Below are 16927 nucleotides of genomic sequence, written 5' to 3' on the forward strand. Positions count from 1 at the left end.
AACAAAGGCTGGGGATGATAACAGACCCAACCTTTGATGAATACCAATCACCTTTATACCCCTGATAAATTCCATTAATCAGCCTGACGACGCAGGAATGCCGGGATATCGAGGTAGTCCAGGTCATCCTGAGGGTTCAGTTTAGCGGCTGCAGCAGCACCTGCATGGGCCTGGTTGCGCATTACGGTCGGGCGCTCCAGGTCACGGTAGTTGACCGCAGGCTGCTCCTGGCGAACCGGCGCCGGGTTGGAAGCCTCGTACACCTGCTGGGCAGTCTGCAGGGTGTTGTCGACTACCTTCACAGGCTTCTCGATGCGCGCGCCCAGGCCGGTGGCCACTACGGTCACGTGCAGCTCGTCACGCATGTCCGGGTCGATCACGGTGCCGACCTTGACCATGGCGTGGTCGGAGGCGAAGGCTTCGATGATGCTACCCACGTCGGAGTACTCGCCCAGCGACAGGTCAGGGCCTGCGGTGATGTTCACCAGGATGCCGCGGGCGCCCTGCAGGTTGACGTCTTCCAGCAGCGGGTTGCGGATCGCTGCCTCGGTGGCTTCACGCGCACGGTTCGGGCCGCTGGCGCAGCCAGTACCCATCATGGCCATGCCCATTTCACCCATCACGGTACGCACGTCGGCGAAGTCGACGTTGATCATGCCCGGGCGCTTGATGATATCGGAGATACCGCGCACGGCACCGGCCAGTACGTCGTCAGCCTTGGCGAAGGCGGACAGCAGGCTGGCATCCTTGCCCAGGATGGTCAGCAGCTTCTCGTTGGGGATGGTGATCAACGAGTCGACGCTTTCGGCCAGCATGCGGATGCCTTCATCGGCGATCTGCATGCGCTTGCGGCCTTCGAACGGGAACGGACGGGTCACCACGGCAACGGTGAGAATGCCCATTTCCTTGGCCACTTCGGCGATGATCGGCGCTGCACCGGTACCGGTACCGCCGCCCATGCCAGTGGTGATGAACACCATGTTGGTGCCCTGCAGCACTTCAGCGATGCGCTCACGGTCTTCCAGCGCGGCCTGGCGGCCGACTTCCGGATTGGCACCGGCACCCAGGCCCTTGGTCACGCCAGTGCCCAATTGCAGGATGGTGCGCGCGCCGATGTTCTTCAGCGCCTGGGCATCGGTGTTGGCGCAGATGAATTCCACGCCTTCGATGCTGCTCTTGACCATGTGGTTGACGGCGTTGCCGCCACCACCGCCAACACCGATCACTTTGATGACCGGGCTTTGCGGGACGTTGTCTACGAGCTCGAACATTTTCCCTCTCCTTACAGTTCTCTAGTTGTCGCGCCTACCACTACTGCTTTGAAACTTAGAAGTTGCCCTGGACCCAGCGCTTGAAGCGTTCAAGCACTGGAGCCTTCGGTTCATCGCCATAGCTGTTGCTGCTGCTGTTACCGGTCAGGGGCAGGTCTTCGGTCTGCTTCTGCAGGCCGTAGGTGAGCAAGCCCACGCCGGTGGAATAGATCGGGTTGCGAACCACGTCGCTGAGCCCCCGAACGCTGTGCGGCACGCCCAGGCGTACCGGCATGTGGAAGATTTCCTCGGCCAGTTCCACGGCGCCTTCCATCTTCGCGGTGCCGCCGGTGAGGACGATGCCGGCCGGCACCAGGTCCTCGTAGCCGCTGCGGCGCAGTTCGGCCTGGATCAGGGTGAAGAGCTCGTCGTAACGTGGCTCCACCACCTCGGCCAGGGCCTGACGCGACAGCTCGCGCGGTGGGCGATCACCCACGCTTGGCACCTTGATGGTCTCGCCGGCGCCAGCCAGTTTGGCCAGGGCGCAGGCGTAGCGGATCTTGATTTCTTCGGCGTACTGGGTCGGGGTACGCAGGGCCATGGCGATGTCGTTGGTCACCTGGTCGCCGGCAATCGGGATCACCGCGGTGTGACGGATCGCGCCCTCGGTGAAGATGGCGATGTCGGTGGTGCCACCACCGATGTCCACCAGGCACACGCCCAGCTCTTTTTCATCGTCGGTCAGCACCGAGTAGGCCGAGGCCAGCTGCTCGAGGATGATGTCGTCGATTTCCAGGCCGCAGCGGCGTACGCATTTTTCGATGTTCTGCGCCGCGTTGACCGCGCAGGTGACCACGTGGACCTTGGCTTCCAGACGTACGCCAGACATGCCCAGCGGCTCGCGCACGCCCTCCTGGTTGTCGATCACGTAGTCCTGCGGCAGGGTGTGCAGCACACGCTGGTCGGCCGGGATGGCAACGGCCTGGGCGGCGTCGAGTACGCGCTCCAGGTCGGCCAGGCTGACCTCGCGATCGCGGATGGCGACGATGCCGTGGGAGTTCAGGCTGCGGATGTGGTTGCCGGCCACGCCGACGAAGGCCGAGTGGATGCGGCAGCCGGCCATCAGCTGCGCTTCTTCCACCGCGCGCTGGATCGACTGCACGGTGGACTCGATGTTCACCACCACGCCTTTTTTCAGGCCGCGGGACGGATGGGTACCGATCCCGACGATTTCCAGGGTGCCGTCCTCGCCCACTTCACCCACCAGCGCCACCACCTTGGAGGTGCCGATGTCCAGCCCGACGATCATTTTGCCGCTATGCGCGTTTGCCATGGTCCTGCCTCTCTCTAATTCTTCGCAACGGCGGGTTGGGCCGTCGTCGGTGCAATCGGTTCCCGCCAACCAACGGCAAGTCCGTTGGAGTAACGCAGATCAATGCGGGCGATAGTGCTGATCTGGTCTTTGAGTGTCTTGTCGTAAATGGCAATGAAACGGCGCATCTTCTCCACCAGATGGTCGCGCCCCAGCAGCAGCTCGATGCCTGGCCCGGCGCTGCTCGCGCCCGTGGTCAGGAACCAGCTGCCTCGCTCGCGCAGCTCCAGGCGAGCGATGGAAAAGCCCAGGGGGCGCAGCATCTGGCTCAATACCTGATACTGCTGCATCACTTGTTGCTGAGCACGCTGCGGCCCGGCCAGCTGCGGCAGGTGCTCGTAGTTGGCCAGTTCGCGCGGGGTGAAGGCCTGGCCCTGGTTGTTGAGCAGGGCTTCGTCACCCCAGCGCGCCACCGGCAACTGTTCTTCCAGGCGGATCACCACCTCGTCGGGCCACACCCGGCGCACTTCGGCGTGGGCGATCCACGGCATCTGCTCGAGCTCTGCGCGCATCGCCGGCAGGTCGACACTGAAGAAGCTCGCTGCCACGTAGGGCGCGATACGCTGCTGCACCGACTGCTGGCTGATGTAGCTGAGGTCGCCCTGCACGTCGATCTTGGTGATTGGCCGGTCGGCGTACGGCATCAGGCGAATGGCGCCCTCGTAGGCGCCAAACCCGGCCGCCACAAGCAGCACCGGCCACAGCAGGCGCTTGAGACCACCCAGGCTTGGCCGCGGCAGGCGCGCCGATACGGGCTCGTCGGCCACCAGCCGGCTGGCACCACGCGGCACCGGCTTGCTACGGCCGGTAACGGGTTGCTGCTGACGTATCATCGCGCCTTGCATGGTTGTTAACCTCGCGTCGCCACGCTTTCGGCCAGGATCGCCAGCACCAGTTGCTGGAAGTCCAGGCCGGCCGCGCGGGCCGCCATGGGCACCAGGCTATGGTCGGTCATGCCGGGTGCGGTGTTGACTTCGAGCAGCCAGAACCGGCCCTGCTCGTCCTGCATCACGTCCAGCCGCCCCCAGCCTTCGATGCCGATGGCATCGCAGGCGCGCGCGGTCAGGTCGATCAGTTCTTGTTCCTTGACGCTGTCCAGGCCGCACGGAATGCGGTACTGGGTATCGTTGGCGATGTACTTGGCGTCGTAGTCGTAGAACACGTGCGGCGTACCCAGGGCGATCGGCGGCAGCACCTGGCCGCGCAATACCGCAACGGTGAACTCCGGCCCGTGGATCCACTGCTCCACCAGTACCTGGGAATCGTATCGGGCGGCATCCTGCCAGGCGGCGACCAGTTCCTGGGCGCTGTTCACCTTGGCCATGCCGATGCTGGAACCTTCATGGGCGGGTTTGACGATAAGCGGGAAGCCCAGTTCCGTACTGGCCTGCAAACAATCGCTTTCGCTCGCCAGCACCGCGTGGCGCGGGGTAGGAATACCCAGGCTCTGCCACACCTGCTTGGTGCGCAGCTTGTCCATGGCCAGTGCCGAGGCAAGGATGCCACTACCGGTGTAGGGGATGCCCAGGCACTCGAGCAGGCCTTGCATGCTGCCGTCTTCACCGCCACGGCCGTGGAGGATGATGAAAGCGCGGTCGATCTTCTCGCTTTGCAGGCGGTCGAGCAGGTCGTCACCCACGTCGATGGCGACCACGTCGACACCGGCGGTGGTCAGCGCGTCGATCACTGCGGCACCGGACTTGAGCGACACTTCGCGCTCGGCGCTCTTGCCGCCGTACAGCACCGCGACGCGGCCGAACGCCTTGACGTCCAGGGTCGAGTGCAGTTTGTCGTAGGCGCTGGTCATTTCGACTTCTCCTGCTTGGCGCCAGCGAACAGCGGGCTTTTCATCAATTGAGGGGCCAGGCCGCCGACATCACCGGCACCCTGGCAGATCAGGATGTCGCCAGCGCGCAGCAGTGGCTTGACCAGCGGCGCCAGGTCGACGCCACGCTCGATGTAGATCGGGTCCAGCTTGCCGCGCTGGCGGATGCTGTGGCACAGCTGGCGGCTGTCGGCGCCGGGGATCGGCTCTTCGCCGGCCGGGTAGACCTCCATCAGCAGCAGCACGTTGGCATCGCCCAGCACCTGGACGAAATCGTCGTACAGGTCGCGGGTACGGCTGTAGCGGTGCGGCTGGTAGACGATCACCAGGCGACGGCTTGGCCAACCGCCGCGCACGGCCTGGATCACCGCGGCCACTTCGGTCGGGTGGTGGCCGTAGTCGTCGACCAGCATCACGCTGCCGCCTTCGACCGGCAGTTCGCCGTACACCTGGAAGCGGCGGCCGACGCCCTGGAAGCCGGACAGGCCCTGGACGATGGCTTCGTCGGTGATGCCTTCGTCGGTGGCGATGGCGATGGTGGCCAAGGCGTTGAGCACGTTGTGGTTGCCGGGCATGTTCACCGACACCTCCAGCGGCTCGCGGTCACGGCGCAGCACGGTGAAGTGGGTCTGCATGCCCATCTGGCGCACGTTGATGGCGCGGATGTCGGCCTCGTCGCTGAAGCCATAGGTCACGGTCGGGCGCTTGACCTGTGGCAGGATCTCGCGCACTACCGGGTCGTCCAGGCACATCACGGCCAGGCCGTAGAACGGCAGGTTGTGCAGGAACTCGACGAAGGTTTTCTTCAGTTTGTTGAAGTCACCTTCGTAGGTCGCCATGTGGTCGGCGTCGATGTTGGTGACCACGGCTACCATCGGCTGCAGGTGCAGGAAGCTGGCATCGCTCTCGTCCGCTTCGGCAATCAGGTAGCGGCTGGTACCCAGCTGGGCATTGGTGCCGGCCGCGGTCAGGCGGCCACCGATGACGAAGGTCGGGTCCAGGCCGCCAGCGGCGAACACCGAGGCCAGCAGGCTGGTAGTGGTGGTCTTGCCGTGGGTGCCGGCAACGGCCACGCCATGGCGATAGCGCATCAGCTCGGCGAGCATCTCGGCACGCGGCACCACCGGAATGCGCCGCTCGAGGGCGGTTGCGACTTCCGGGTTGGCCGGGTTGATGGCGCTGGACACCACCAGCACATCGGCGGTGGCGGCGTTCTCGGCGCGGTGGCCGACGAAGATCTCGGCGCCGAACGATTCCAGGCGCTCGGTGACCGGGGAGGCCTTCAGGTCGGAACCGGACACTTCATAGCCCAGGTTCAGCAACACTTCGGCAATGCCGCACATGCCCACGCCGCCGATACCGACGAAGTGGATACGGCGGATACGGCCCATCTTCGGCTGAGGCATGGCTTTCTGGCTCTCAACCATGGGCCACCTCCAGGCAGATATCGACCACGGTGCTGGTTGCGGCAGGTTTGGCCAGGCGCCGTGCGGTGCCTGCCATGACGTTGAGTTTCTCGGGTTGCATCAGCACCTCGTTCAGGCGTTCAGCGAGCTGCGCTGCGCCAGTTGTCGCTTGTGGCATCAGGAAGGCAGCGCCTTCCCGGGCCAGATATTGGGCGTTGTGGGTCTGGTGGTCGTCGATCGCGTGGGGCAATGGCACCAGCATCGAAGGCAGGCCCGCTGCCGCCAGCTCGCTGACGGTCAGGGCGCCGGCCCGGCACACCACAATGTCGGCCCAGCCATAGGCTTGGGCCATGTCCTTGATGAAGGGCTCTACCTGAGCCTCGACGCCTGCCTCGTGATAACGCTCGGCGGTGATCGGCGCGTGTTGCTTGCCGGCCTGGTGGAATACCTCTGGCCGCAGCGCGGCGGGCACTTCGGACAGGGCCTTAGGCAACAATTTGTTCAATGGTTCCGCACCCAGGCTGCCGCCCATCACCAGCAGGCGCGCACGGCGCTCGGCCAAGGGCGCGCGCAGGGCGTCCATGAACAGTTCCGGGCGCACCGGGTTGCCGGTGGTGCGCAGTTTGTCGCTGGCGGCGAAGGTGGCCGGGAAGGCTTCGCACACACGTGCAGCCAGCGGCAGCAGCAGGCGGTTGGTGGTACCGGCGCGGGCGTTCTGCTCGTGGATCACCAGCGGTACGCCGCACAGGCGTGCGGCCACGCCGCCGGGGCCAGTCACATAGCCACCGAAGCCGACCACGCATACCGGCTTGAGCTCACGCACGATACGCCGCGCCTGCAGCACGGCCTTGACCAAGGTGAACGGTGCCTTGAGCAACGACAGCTTGCTCTTGCCGCGCAGGCCGCTGACCTGGATCAGGTGCAGCGGAAGGCCGGCCTGGGGCACCAGTTCGTTCTCGATGCCACGCGGGGTGCCCAGCCAGTGCACGCTGTAGCCGCGCGACTGGAATTCACGGGCGCAGGCCAGGGCCGGGAACACGTGGCCCCCGGTGCCGCCCGCCATGATCAGTACGTTCTTGCCGTCAGCGGCCATGATTGGTCTCCTCGGCAAAATCGCTTTCGCTGAATTCGTGCTCCTCACTGCCCAGGTGCGTGCGGCTTTCCCACTCGATACGCAGCAACAGGCCCACACAGGCACAGCAGATCACCAGCGAACTGCCCCCGTAGCTGAGGAACGGCAGGGTCAGGCCCTTGGTCGGCAGCAGGCCGACGTTCACACCGATGTTGATCAGGAACTGGCCGATCCACAGGAAGGCCAGGCCGAAGGCAACATAAGCGGCAAAGAACTGCTTGGCTTTTTCCGCCCACAGGCCGATATACAAGGCACGTACAGTCACGAATACGAACAGCGCGATAGTCAGCAGCGAGCCGACCACGCCGAGTTCTTCGGCCAGTACCGAGAACACGAAGTCGGTGTGCGCTTCAGGCAGGTAGAACTGCTTCTGCACGCTGTTGCCCAGGCCAACGCCCAACCACTCGCCACGGCCGAAGGCAATCAGCGCCTGGGTCAACTGGTAGCCCGAGCCGAACTGGTCGGACCACGGGTCGGTAAAGGTAATCAGGCGCGCCATCCGGTAAGGCTGCGCCTGTACCAGGACGAACACTGCGACCACCGCCAACACCACCATCAGGCTGAAGCGGAACAGCCCCACCCCGCCGAGGAACAGCATGGCCGCCGCCGCGCCCATCATCACCACGGTGGCACCGAAGTCCGGCTCCATCAGCAGCAGGGCAGCCATGGGCAGCAGCACGATGAACGGCTTGAAGAAGCCCATCCAGGTTTCGCGTACCTCGGTCTGCCGGCGCACCAGGTAGCCGGCCAGGTAGACGACCACGAACACCTTGGCAATTTCCGAAGGCTGCACGTTGAAGAAGCTGAAGCCGATCCAGCGCATGGAGCCGTTCACTTCGCGGCCGATACCCGGCACCAGCACCAGTACCAGCAGGCCGAAGGCACCCAGCAGCATCAGGAAGCCCATGCGCTGCCAGGTGGCGATCGGTACCAGCATGGTGGCGCCACAGGCGACCAGGCCGAGGAACACGTACACCAGGTGGCGGAACATGTGGTAAAGCGGGTTGCCCGACTGCACCGCAGCCACTTCCGAGGACGCCGAGGTGATCATCACCAGGCCCAGGCCCAGCAATGCCAGGCAGCCGGCGAGCATCGCGAAGTCCAGGTCGATGCCACGGCCGCTGATCAGCGGCGACGGATAGGGCTTGAGGATGCCGAAGATCATGCAAGGCCTCCCGCTGCCTGGGCGAACAGGCGCCCGCGTTCTTCGAAGTTCTTGAACATGTCGAGGCTGGCGCACGCCGGCGACAGCAGCACGGCATCACCCGCCTGGGCCAGTTCGGCGCATTGCTGCACGGCGTCGTCGAGGGTCTTGACGCGGACCAGTTGCACGCCATCGCCCAGGGCTTCGGCCAGGCGCTCGGCATCACGGCCAAGCAGTACCACGGCACGACAGAAGCGCTTGACCGGCTCGCGCAGCGCGGCGAAGTCGGCGCCCTTGCCATCGCCACCGGCGATCAGCACCAGCTTGCCTTCGATGTCGGCACCCAGGCCTTCGATGGCGGCCAGGGCAGCACCGACGTTGGTGGCCTTGGAATCGTCGTACCAGTTAACGCCATTGCGCTCGCGCACCCATTGGCAACGGTGGGCCAGGCCGCCGAACTCGCGCAGTGCCTCGAGCATCGGTTCGAACGGCAGGCCGGCAGCATGCCCCAGGGCCAGTGCCGCCAAGGCATTGCTCTGGTTGTGGGCGCCACGAATCTTCAGCTCACGCGCCGGCATCAGCGCCTGTAATTCGAACGCCAGGTATTTCTCGCCGTCCACTTCGCGCAGGCCGAAGGCCTTGAAGTCCGGCTGGTTGAGGCCGAAGGTCCAGCATGGGCGGCCTTCCACCGGCAGCGGCCGGCTCAGGGCGTCCTGGCGGTTGACCACGACCTGGCGGGCACCACGGAAGATCCGGTGCTTGGCCAGGTGATAGGCCGGCAGGCCGCTGTAGCGGTCCATGTGGTCTTCGCTGATGTTCAGCACGGTGGCCACTTCGGCGTTGAGCTGGTCGGTGGTTTCCAGCTGGAAGCTGGACAGTTCCAGCACGTACAGCTCGACGTCATCGGCCAGCAGGTCCAGCGCCGGGGTACCGAGGTTGCCGCCCACCGCCACGCGCTTGCCCGCCTTGGCGGCCATTTCGCCGACCAGGGTGGTGACGGTGCTCTTGGCGTTGGAGCCGCTGATGGCAATGATCGGGGCCTTGGCGTGGCGGGCGAACAGTTCGATGTCACCGGACAGCTTCACGCCACGCGCGGCCGCCTGCTGCAGGGCCGGGGTGGCCAGGGCCAGGCCGGGGCTGACGTACAGCTCGTTGGCGCGGCACAGGAAGTCCACGTCCAGTTCACCACAGCGCACTTCCACCTGCGGGTAATCACGGCGCAGGGTGTCCAGTTCCGGCGGTTGCTCGCGGGTGTCGGCGACCGCAAAGGCAATGCCCCGGCTCGCCAGGAAGCGAACCAGGGACATGCCGCTCTTGCCGAGGCCGACAACGATGCGGAATTGGTCGGAAGCGATCAGGGACACGCTCATCTACCTCAGTTTCAGGGTTGCAAGGCCGACCAGCACCAGGATCACGGTGATGATCCAGAAGCGGACGATCACCCGTGGCTCTGGCCAGCCCTTGAGTTCAAAGTGGTGGTGGATCGGCGCCATGCGGAACACGCGCTTGCCGGTCAGCTTGAAGGAGGCAACCTGGATCACCACCGACAGGGTTTCCATGACGAACACGCCGCCCATGATGAACAGCACGATTTCCTGGCGCACGATCACGGCGATGGTGCCCAGCGCGGCGCCCAGCGCCAGCGCGCCGACGTCACCCATGAACACCTGCGCCGGGTAGGTGTTGAACCACAGGAAGCCCAGGCCGGCACCGATCAGCGCGCCGCAGAACACGATCAGCTCGCCCGAGCCCGGCACATAGGGGATCAGCAGGTATTCGGCGAACTTCACGTTGCCCGACAGGTAGCAGAAGATGCCCAGGGCACCGCCGACCATCACCGTCGGCATGATCGCCAGGCCGTCGAGGCCGTCGGTGAGGTTGACCGCGTTGCTCGAACCGACAATGACGAAGTAGGTCAGCACGACGAAGCCGATGCCCAGCGGAATGGTGACATCCTTGATGAACGGCAGGATCAGCGTGGTTTCGACGCTGGTCGGCGCGGTCTTGTACAGGAAGATGGCTGCAGCCAGGCCGAACACCGACTGCCAGAAGTACTTCCAGCGGCTTGGCAGGCCACGCGAGTTCTTTTCGATCACCTTGCGGTAGTCGTCGACCCAGCCGATGGCACCGAATGCCAGGGTAACGATCAGCACCACCCACACGTAGCGGTTGGTCAGGTCGGCCCACAGCAGGGTGCTGACGGCGATGGCGGACAGGATCAGCGCCCCACCCATGGTCGGGGTGCCGGACTTGGACAGGTGCGATTGCGGGCCGTCGTTACGCACGGCCTGGCCGATCTGGCGGATTTGCAGGGTACGGATCATCCACGGCCCCAGCCACAGCGCCAGGGACAACGCGGTCAGCACACCCAGAATTCCGCGCAGGGACAGGTACTGGAAGACCGCGAAGCCTTTGTGGAACTGTTGCAGATACTCGGCCAACAGCAGCAGCATTAATGTTTCTCCCCGCTGGCACCGCACAATGCCGCCACGACGTTTTCCATCGCAGCGCTGCGCGAGCCCTTGATCAAGATAGTGGTGTCGCTGGCATTCTCGGCGCCAACCGCGTCGATCAGCTCAGCTTGAGTAGCGAAATGGCGACCATTGGCGCCGAACGCCTTGACCGCGTGTGTCATGTTGGAACCCACTGCGTACAGGGCGTCGACCTTGCCACGCGCGTAGTCACCCACCTGACGGTGGCCTTCTTCCGCCCATTGCCCCAGTTCGCCGATATCCCCAAGCACCAGAACGGTGCGCCCGGAAAAGCCGGCGAGTATATCAATGGCCGCGCACATGGAGGTGGGATTTGCGTTGTAACTGTCGTCGATCACCCGCACGCCGTTCGGCGCGATCTGCGCCACGGTACGGCCCTTGACCGGTTGCACCGCAGCCAGGCCGGCGGCGATGCCGCTCAGGCTCAGACCAACGGCATGGGCAGCGGCGGCGGCGGCCAGGGCGTTGCTGACGTTGTGCTCACCAAGCACATTGAGCTGCACGTCTACCACGTCACCAGCGCCGTGCAGCTTGAACGACGGGCAACCACGGGCATCGCGACCGATGTCCGTGGCATGGAAATCGGCCTTTGCATTGCTGCGGGCAAAGCTGAAGACCTTGTGCGCGCCGGCGCGTGCCTTCCAGATATCAAAGGCCTTGTCGTCCAGGTTGAGGATGGCGATGCCGCCCTCGCCCAGGCCTTCGAGGATCTCGCCCTTGGCTTCGACGATCTTTTCCGGGCCGCCGAACTCGCCAACGTGGGCGGTACCGGCGTTGTTGATGATGACCACCTGGGGCTGGGTCAGGCCGACGGTGTAGCGGATCTCGCCAATGCGCGAGGCGCCCAGTTCGATCACCGCGGCACTGTGCTCGGGAGCGATCTCCAGCAGGGTCAGCGGCGCGCCGAGGTCGTTGTTCAGGTTGCCGCGGGTGGCGTGCACCAGGCCACGGGTGCGCAGGATGCTGGCGAGCATCTCCTTGACCGTGGTCTTGCCGCTGGAACCGGTGATGGCCACCACCGGCTTGTCGAAGGCAGCACGGTTCAGCGCGCCAAGCTGGCCGAGGGCCAGGCGGCAATCGGCGACCAGCAGCTGCGGCAGGTCGACATCGGCTACTTCCCGCTCGACCAGGGCCGCGACAGCGCCTTTGGCCTTCACATCGGCCAGGTAGTCGTGGCCATCGAAGCGCGGGCCGGCCAGGGCGACGAACAGTTGCCCGGCGCCAACACTGCGGCTGTCGATGCTGACGCCGGTGAAGGTGGCGTCGGCACCGATTTGTTGACCACTCAGTGCTGTGGTCAGCTGGCTGAGTGACATCGGCTTAAGCATGTGGAGCCTCCCAGGCTGCAAGTGCCTTTTCGGCCTCGATCAAATCGGAGAAATCATGGCGCTCGCCATTGATCTCCTGGTAATCCTCGTGCCCCTTGCCGGCCAGCACGATCACATCGTTGGCAGCGGCAGTGGCGATCAGGTGTGCGATGGCTTCGCCACGGCCAGCGACGAACTCGACCTCGGCAGGCTTGGCGAAACCCGGGCGGATGTCGTCAAAGATGCGCAGCGGGTCTTCAGTACGCGGGTTGTCGTCGGTGACCAGCACGCGGTCGGCCAGGCGCTCGGCCACTTCGGCCATCAGCGGGCGCTTGCCGCGGTCACGGTCGCCGCCGCAGCCGAACAGGCACAGCAGCTTGCCGTGGGCGTGCGGGCGCAGGGCTTCGAGCACTTTTTCCAAGGCGTCCGGGGTGTGCGCGTAGTCGACCACCACCAGCGGCTTGTCGCCGCCGCCCAGGCGCTGCATGCGGCCGACCGGCCCCTGCAGCTGCGGGGTGACCTTGAGGATTTCATCCAGCGCATAGTCCAGCGCCAGCAGGGTCGCCACGGCGGCGAGCATGTTGCTCAGATTGAAGCGGCCCAGCAACTGGCTGCGCAGGGTACGTTCGCCCTGGGCGGTGACCAGGGTGGCGCGCACGCCATCGTCATTGAACACGGCTTCGCGGCAGAACAGCGAGGCCTCCGGGTTCTCCAGGCTGTAGCTGAGCAACCGGGTCTCGATATGGTCGACACTCGGGCGGCGGGCAAAATCGGCGGCCAGGCGACGACCGAAATCGTCATCCAGGTTGACCACCTGGCAGCGCAGGCTCGGCCAGGCGAACAGCTTGGCCTTGGCGGCCTCGTAGGCCTCCATGCTGCCGTGGTAGTCCAGGTGGTCGCGGGACAGGTTGGTCATGACCGCGATGTCGAATTCCAGCGCGGCGACCCGGCCCTGCTCCAGAGCATGGGAGGAAACCTCCATGGCCACGGCCTTGGCGCCACCTTTCTTGAGGTCGTTGAGGGTCGACTGCACGGCGATCGGGTCGGGCGTGGTCAGGCGGCCACTCTGCAGTTCACCATAGAAGCCGGTACCCAGGGTGCCGATCAGGCCGCAACGCTGACCAAGCACATCAAGCGCCTGGGCCACCAGCTGGGTGACGCTGGTCTTGCCGTTGGTACCGGTGACGCCCACCAGGTTCAGCTGGCGGCTCGGCTCGCCATAGAAGCGACCTGCGATATCCGAAAGCTGGGCGATCAGGCCCTTGACCGGGATGAGCGGCACGTCGGTGATCGGCAGGACGCTTGCGCCCTGCTCTTCATAGGCCACGGCAGCGGCGCCACGGGCCAGGGCATCGGCGATATGCTCGCGGCCATCGACCTTGGCGCCCGGCACAGCCAGGAACAGGTCGCCCGGGCGCACATTGCGGCTGTCCAGGGTCAGTTCACGGATCAGCGGGTCACGGCTGGCGTGAGCGAAAAGCTTGCTCAATGGCATTGTCATCATCCACGCCCTCCCTTGGCGGTTGCTGTTGCATTGACTTGCGACTGTTCGACGGGTGCTGGTGGCGGCAGGTTGTCTGGCGGCACGTTCATCAGGCGCAGGGTGCCGGACATGACCTTGCTGAACACCGGTGCCGAAACCAGGCCACCGAAGTAGCCGCCCTTGCCCGGTTCGTCGATGACCACGACGATGGCGTAGCGCGGGTCGCTCATCGGCCCGAAGCCGGCGAACAGCGAGCGGTAAGCGTTTTCGGTGTAGCCCTTGGACCCCACGGTGGCTTTACGCGCGGTACCGGACTTGCCGGCCACGTGGTAGAACGGCACTTGGGCGCGGAACACGCCGCGCGGTGCTTCGATCACCTGCTGCAGCATGCCCTGGACGGTTTCGGCGGTTTCCTTCGGAATGGCCTGCACGGCTTCTGGGGCCTTGTCGACCTTGAGGATCGACAGCGGCACCATCTTGCCGTCGTTGGCCAGCGCCGCGTAGGCATGCACCAGTTGCAGGGCGGTGACCGACACGCCATAGCCATAGGACAGGGTCGCGGTCTCTGCCTTGCGCCACTCGCGGTGGTTGGGCAGGTTGCCGACGCGCTCGCCGGGGAAGCCAAGGCCGGTGTACTGGCCCAGGCCGACCTGGGACATGACCCGGTAGATGGCCTCGCCGCCGATGTCGAAGGCGATCTTGCTCATGCCGACGTTACTGGAGTTGATCAGGATGCCGGTCAGGTCGAGGATCGGGCCTTCGCTCCTGGACACGTCCTTGATGGTGTAGCGGCCGATCTGCAGGCTGCCCGGGTACACCTCGACCTTGTCGGTCGGCTTCCAGCGGCCACTTTCCAGTGCCGCGCTCATGGAGATCGGCTTGACCGTGGAACCCGGCTCGAACACGTCGATGATCGCGCGGTTACGCATGGCGGCCGGGAACATGCTGCGGCGGTTGTTGGGGTTGTAGGTCGGCTGGTTGACCATGGCCAGGACCTCACCGGTCTTGACGTCCATGATCACCAGGCTGCCGGCCTTGGCGTCCTGTTCGGCAATGGCGTTGCGCAGCTCGCGGGTGGCCAGGTACTGCAGGCGCAGGTCTATCGACAACGCCAAGGTCTTCCCTGCCTTGGCGTTCTTGGTTACCTGGATGTCCTTGATCAGCCGGCCGCGCCGATCCTTGATCACCTGCCGCTTGCCGGGCACACCGGCCAGCCACTCGTCATAGGCCAGTTCCACCCCTTCGCGACCGTGGTCGTCGAGGTCGGTGAAGCCGACCATGTGCGCGGTGACATCACCGGCCGGGTAGAAGCGGCGGAATTCTTCCAGGCCGTATACACCCGGCACTTTCAGGTCGAGCACATGCTGGCCCTGCTCCGGGGTCAGGCCGCGGACCAGGTAGATGAACTCTTTGCTGGCCTGCTGGGTCAGGCGCTCGGTCAGCTGCTGCGGGTTCTGCCCCAGCGCTGCCGCCAGCTGTGGCCAGCGGTCCTTGGAGGCCTGCATTTCCTTGGGGTTGGCCCACAGGGTGGTGACCGGGGTACTGACCGCCAGCGGTTCGCCGTTACGGTCGGTGATCAGGCCGCGGTGCGCCGGGATAGGGATGTGACGCAGGCTGCGCGCATCGCCCTGGCCCTTGAGGAAGTCACGGTCGACCACCTGCAGGTCGATGATGCGCCAGCAGATGGCACCGACCATCAGCGCCAGCAAGCCGATCACCACGCGGAAACGCCACGGGTAGAGTGCGCCTTCGAGCTTCATCATGGCGCCACCATCCGTACTTCGTCAGCCGAAGGTACGCGCATCTTCAGTTGCTCGGAAGCCAGGTTTTCGATGCGGCTGGCGGCGGTCCAGGTGCTTTGTTCGAGGATCAGCCGGCCCCACTCGGCCTGGGCCTTGTCGCGCTCGTTCAACTCGCCGTACAGGGTATTGAGCAACTGACGGTTCCAGTGCGCGCTGTAGGACACGGCGATGGCCGAAATCAGCACGGCAACGAACAGCAGAAGCATCAGGAAGCTTCCGCCTGGCAAGGGTTTGGCAAACAGCCTGCTCACCGCAGTTTCTCCGCCACCCGCATCACGGCGCTGCGCGCCCGCGGGTTGGCCTTGAGCTCGGCTTCGGAGGCGAACTGGGCCTTGCCGATGAGCTTGATTTTCGGCTCGAAGGCCTTGTGCTGAACCGGCAGGTTGCGTGGCAGGTTGTCGGCCTCGCCCTTGACCAGCTTGCGCATGAACAGCTTGACGATACGGTCTTCCAGCGAGTGGAAACTGATGACTGCCAGGCGCCCGCCAACTTCCAGCGCTTCGAGCGCCGCCTCAAGACCGGTCTCAAGGTCGCCCAGTTCGTTGTTGACGTGAATGCGCAGGCCCTGGAAGGCACGGGTAGCCGGGTTCTTGCCCTTTTCCCAAGCCGGGTTGGCCACCTTGAGCACTTCCGCCAGGTCGGCGGTACGGGTGAACGGCTGCTTTTCGCGGCGCTCCACCACAGCACGCGCCATGCGCCCGGCAAAGCGCTCCTCGCCGTATTCCTTGAATACGCGGGCGATCTCTTCCACCGGCGCAGTGGCGATGAACTCGGCGGCGCTAATGCCCTGGTCCGGGTTCATGCGCATGTCCAGCGGGCCATCATTGAGGAAGCTGAAGCCACGCTCGGGGTCATCCAGCTGCGGCGAGGAAACGCCCAGGTCCAGCAATACGCCGCTGACCTTGCCATCCAGGCCGCGCTCGGCCACCTCCGCGCCCAGCTCGGCAAAGCTGCGCTGCACAATGACAAAGCGGCCGTCTTCGGCCGCCAGCGCTTGCCCCGTGGCAATCGCCTGTGGATCTTTGTCGAAACCCAGCAGCCGCCCTTGCGGCCCGAGCTTGCTGAGAATCAGCCGGCTGTGCCCGCCACGGCCGAAAGTGCCGTCCAGATAGCAACCGTCGGCGCGCAAGGCCAATGCCTCGACAGCTTCGTCGAGCAGGACGGTAATGTGGTTGAAGCCGCTATCTATGGTCACAGGATCAGGTCACGCAATTCGTCGGGCATGGCGCCCGGTTGTTGAATAGCTGCAAGGTCGGCTGCCGAAACCGCGTTCCAGGCATCTTCATCCCACAGCTGGAATTTGTTCAGTTGCCCCACCAGCATCGCCTTCTTGTCGAGCTTGGCGTACTCACGCAGACGGGGCGGTACCAGGAAACGCCCGCTTCCATCGAGCTCCAGGTCAACCGCATTACCGATCAGCAAACGCTGCAGGCGGCGGTTCTCCTCACGCAACGATGGCAAGGCACGCAACTTGGCTTCTATCTGTTCCCACTCATCGAGGGGATAAACACACAAGCAGGGGTCAACGGCGTCGATGGTCACGATCAGCTGACCATTGCAACGCGAATCGAGCTCGTCACGGTACCGGCTCGGCATGGCGAGACGGCCCTTGGCATCGAGGCTGACGGCGTTGGCTCCGCGGAACACGGCTGCGATTCCCCACAATGTTAGCTTTTTTGTGCCAGAAAACCCACTTCATCCCACTTTCTGCCAC

The 16927-nt window shown here is 64.8% G+C and carries 15 protein-coding genes; all 15 read right to left on the reverse strand.

The features are described 5' to 3' along the window. Positions 1-74: 74 nt before the first annotated feature. The 15 genes from ftsZ to mraZ are packed head-to-tail and all read right to left on the reverse strand — an operon-like array spanning position 75 to position 16860. Positions 75-1271: a cell division protein FtsZ gene (gene ftsZ, locus ACGLHT_RS10660; protein ID WP_003260772.1), complete on the reverse strand. Its 1197-nt coding sequence runs from the start codon at positions 1269-1271 to the stop codon at positions 75-77. A 55-nt stretch (positions 1272-1326) separates the two neighbouring features. Then, positions 1327-2583 (reverse strand): cell division protein FtsA, encoded by a 1257-nt coding sequence (gene ftsA / locus ACGLHT_RS10665; RefSeq protein WP_051098537.1) that lies wholly within the window; start codon positions 2581-2583, stop codon positions 1327-1329. 14 nt (positions 2584-2597) lie between these two features. Beyond that, positions 2598-3467 carry a cell division protein FtsQ/DivIB gene (locus tag ACGLHT_RS10670; RefSeq protein WP_025340544.1) on the reverse strand — a complete coding sequence of 290 codons (870 nt, stop codon included), beginning with the start codon at positions 3465-3467 and terminating at the stop codon, positions 2598-2600. Between the two features lie 5 nt (positions 3468-3472). Next, complete coding sequence (locus ACGLHT_RS10675; protein WP_015271707.1) at positions 3473-4429, reverse strand: D-alanine--D-alanine ligase; 957 nt, start codon at positions 4427-4429, stop codon at positions 3473-3475. Then, positions 4426-5874: a UDP-N-acetylmuramate--L-alanine ligase gene (gene murC / locus ACGLHT_RS10680; RefSeq protein WP_013974110.1), complete on the reverse strand. Its 1449-nt coding sequence runs from the start codon at positions 5872-5874 to the stop codon at positions 4426-4428. The genes ACGLHT_RS10675 and murC overlap by 4 nt, the downstream gene beginning before the upstream one ends. Next, positions 5867-6946: an undecaprenyldiphospho-muramoylpentapeptide beta-N-acetylglucosaminyltransferase gene (murG, locus tag ACGLHT_RS10685; RefSeq protein WP_274120368.1), complete on the reverse strand. Its 1080-nt coding sequence runs from the start codon at positions 6944-6946 to the stop codon at positions 5867-5869. Before murG ends, murC begins: the two co-directional genes overlap by 8 nt. Next, on the reverse strand, positions 6936-8150 hold the full coding sequence (ftsW, locus tag ACGLHT_RS10690) for a putative lipid II flippase FtsW (RefSeq protein WP_075046263.1): 1215 nt from the start codon (positions 8148-8150) through the stop codon (positions 6936-6938). Before ftsW ends, murG begins: the two co-directional genes overlap by 11 nt. Next, a complete protein-coding gene (gene murD / locus ACGLHT_RS10695; RefSeq protein ID WP_274120367.1) occupies positions 8147-9493 on the reverse strand; it encodes a UDP-N-acetylmuramoyl-L-alanine--D-glutamate ligase in 1347 nt (448 codons plus the stop codon). The genes ftsW and murD overlap by 4 nt, the downstream gene beginning before the upstream one ends. A gap of 6 nt (positions 9494-9499) precedes the next feature. Continuing rightward, positions 9500-10582: a phospho-N-acetylmuramoyl-pentapeptide-transferase gene (mraY, locus tag ACGLHT_RS10700; RefSeq protein ID WP_025340548.1), complete on the reverse strand. Its 1083-nt coding sequence runs from the start codon at positions 10580-10582 to the stop codon at positions 9500-9502. Continuing rightward, positions 10582-11949 carry a UDP-N-acetylmuramoyl-tripeptide--D-alanyl-D-alanine ligase gene (gene murF / locus ACGLHT_RS10705; RefSeq protein ID WP_075046265.1) on the reverse strand — a complete coding sequence of 456 codons (1368 nt, stop codon included), beginning with the start codon at positions 11947-11949 and terminating at the stop codon, positions 10582-10584. The genes mraY and murF overlap by 1 nt, the downstream gene beginning before the upstream one ends. Beyond that, complete coding sequence (locus tag ACGLHT_RS10710) at positions 11942-13432, reverse strand: UDP-N-acetylmuramoyl-L-alanyl-D-glutamate--2,6-diaminopimelate ligase (RefSeq protein ID WP_274120366.1); 1491 nt, start codon at positions 13430-13432, stop codon at positions 11942-11944. The genes murF and ACGLHT_RS10710 overlap by 8 nt, the downstream gene beginning before the upstream one ends. After that, positions 13429-15171, reverse strand: coding sequence for a penicillin-binding protein 2 (locus ACGLHT_RS10715; RefSeq protein WP_274078349.1), 1743 nt, complete (start codon positions 15169-15171; stop codon positions 13429-13431). Before ACGLHT_RS10715 ends, ACGLHT_RS10710 begins: the two co-directional genes overlap by 4 nt. Further along, on the reverse strand, positions 15171-15464 hold the full coding sequence (gene ftsL, locus ACGLHT_RS10720; protein WP_025340552.1) for a cell division protein FtsL: 294 nt from the start codon (positions 15462-15464) through the stop codon (positions 15171-15173). The genes ACGLHT_RS10715 and ftsL overlap by 1 nt, the downstream gene beginning before the upstream one ends. Then, positions 15461-16408: a 16S rRNA (cytosine(1402)-N(4))-methyltransferase RsmH gene (rsmH, locus tag ACGLHT_RS10725; protein WP_025340553.1), complete on the reverse strand. Its 948-nt coding sequence runs from the start codon at positions 16406-16408 to the stop codon at positions 15461-15463. Before rsmH ends, ftsL begins: the two co-directional genes overlap by 4 nt. After that, positions 16405-16860 carry a division/cell wall cluster transcriptional repressor MraZ gene (mraZ, locus tag ACGLHT_RS10730; protein ID WP_004575120.1) on the reverse strand — a complete coding sequence of 152 codons (456 nt, stop codon included), beginning with the start codon at positions 16858-16860 and terminating at the stop codon, positions 16405-16407. Before mraZ ends, rsmH begins: the two co-directional genes overlap by 4 nt. Between the last annotated feature and the right edge of the window lie 67 nt (positions 16861-16927).

Origin of the sequence: Pseudomonas sp. PsB (genome assembly GCF_043658375.1) — a bacterium.
GTDB lineage: Bacteria > Pseudomonadota > Gammaproteobacteria > Pseudomonadales > Pseudomonadaceae > Aquipseudomonas > Aquipseudomonas putida_Z.

What these genes read in the sequence shown, in the direction of transcription:
- ftsZ (WP_003260772.1), bottom strand. Translation starts at nt 1,271, where the DNA reads ATGTTCGAGCTCGTAGACAACGTCCCGCAAAGCCCGGTCATCAAAGTG.
- ftsA (WP_051098537.1), bottom strand. Translation starts at nt 2,583, where the DNA reads ATGGCAAACGCGCATAGCGGCAAAATGATCGTCGGGCTGGACATCGGC.
- ACGLHT_RS10670 (WP_025340544.1), bottom strand. Translation starts at nt 3,467, where the DNA reads ATGCAAGGCGCGATGATACGTCAGCAGCAACCCGTTACCGGCCGTAGC.
- ACGLHT_RS10675 (WP_015271707.1), bottom strand. Translation starts at nt 4,429, where the DNA reads ATGACCAGCGCCTACGACAAACTGCACTCGACCCTGGACGTCAAGGCG.
- murC (WP_013974110.1), bottom strand. Translation starts at nt 5,874, where the DNA reads ATGGTTGAGAGCCAGAAAGCCATGCCTCAGCCGAAGATGGGCCGTATC.
- murG (WP_274120368.1), bottom strand. Translation starts at nt 6,946, where the DNA reads ATGGCCGCTGACGGCAAGAACGTACTGATCATGGCGGGCGGCACCGGG.
- ftsW (WP_075046263.1), bottom strand. Translation starts at nt 8,150, where the DNA reads ATGATCTTCGGCATCCTCAAGCCCTATCCGTCGCCGCTGATCAGCGGC.
- mraY (WP_025340548.1), bottom strand. Translation starts at nt 10,582, where the DNA reads ATGCTGCTGCTGTTGGCCGAGTATCTGCAACAGTTCCACAAAGGCTTC.
- murF (WP_075046265.1), bottom strand. Translation starts at nt 11,949, where the DNA reads ATGCTTAAGCCGATGTCACTCAGCCAGCTGACCACAGCACTGAGTGGT.
- ACGLHT_RS10710 (WP_274120366.1), bottom strand. Translation starts at nt 13,432, where the DNA reads ATGATGACAATGCCATTGAGCAAGCTTTTCGCTCACGCCAGCCGTGAC.
- ACGLHT_RS10715 (WP_274078349.1), bottom strand. Translation starts at nt 15,171, where the DNA reads ATGAAGCTCGAAGGCGCACTCTACCCGTGGCGTTTCCGCGTGGTGATC.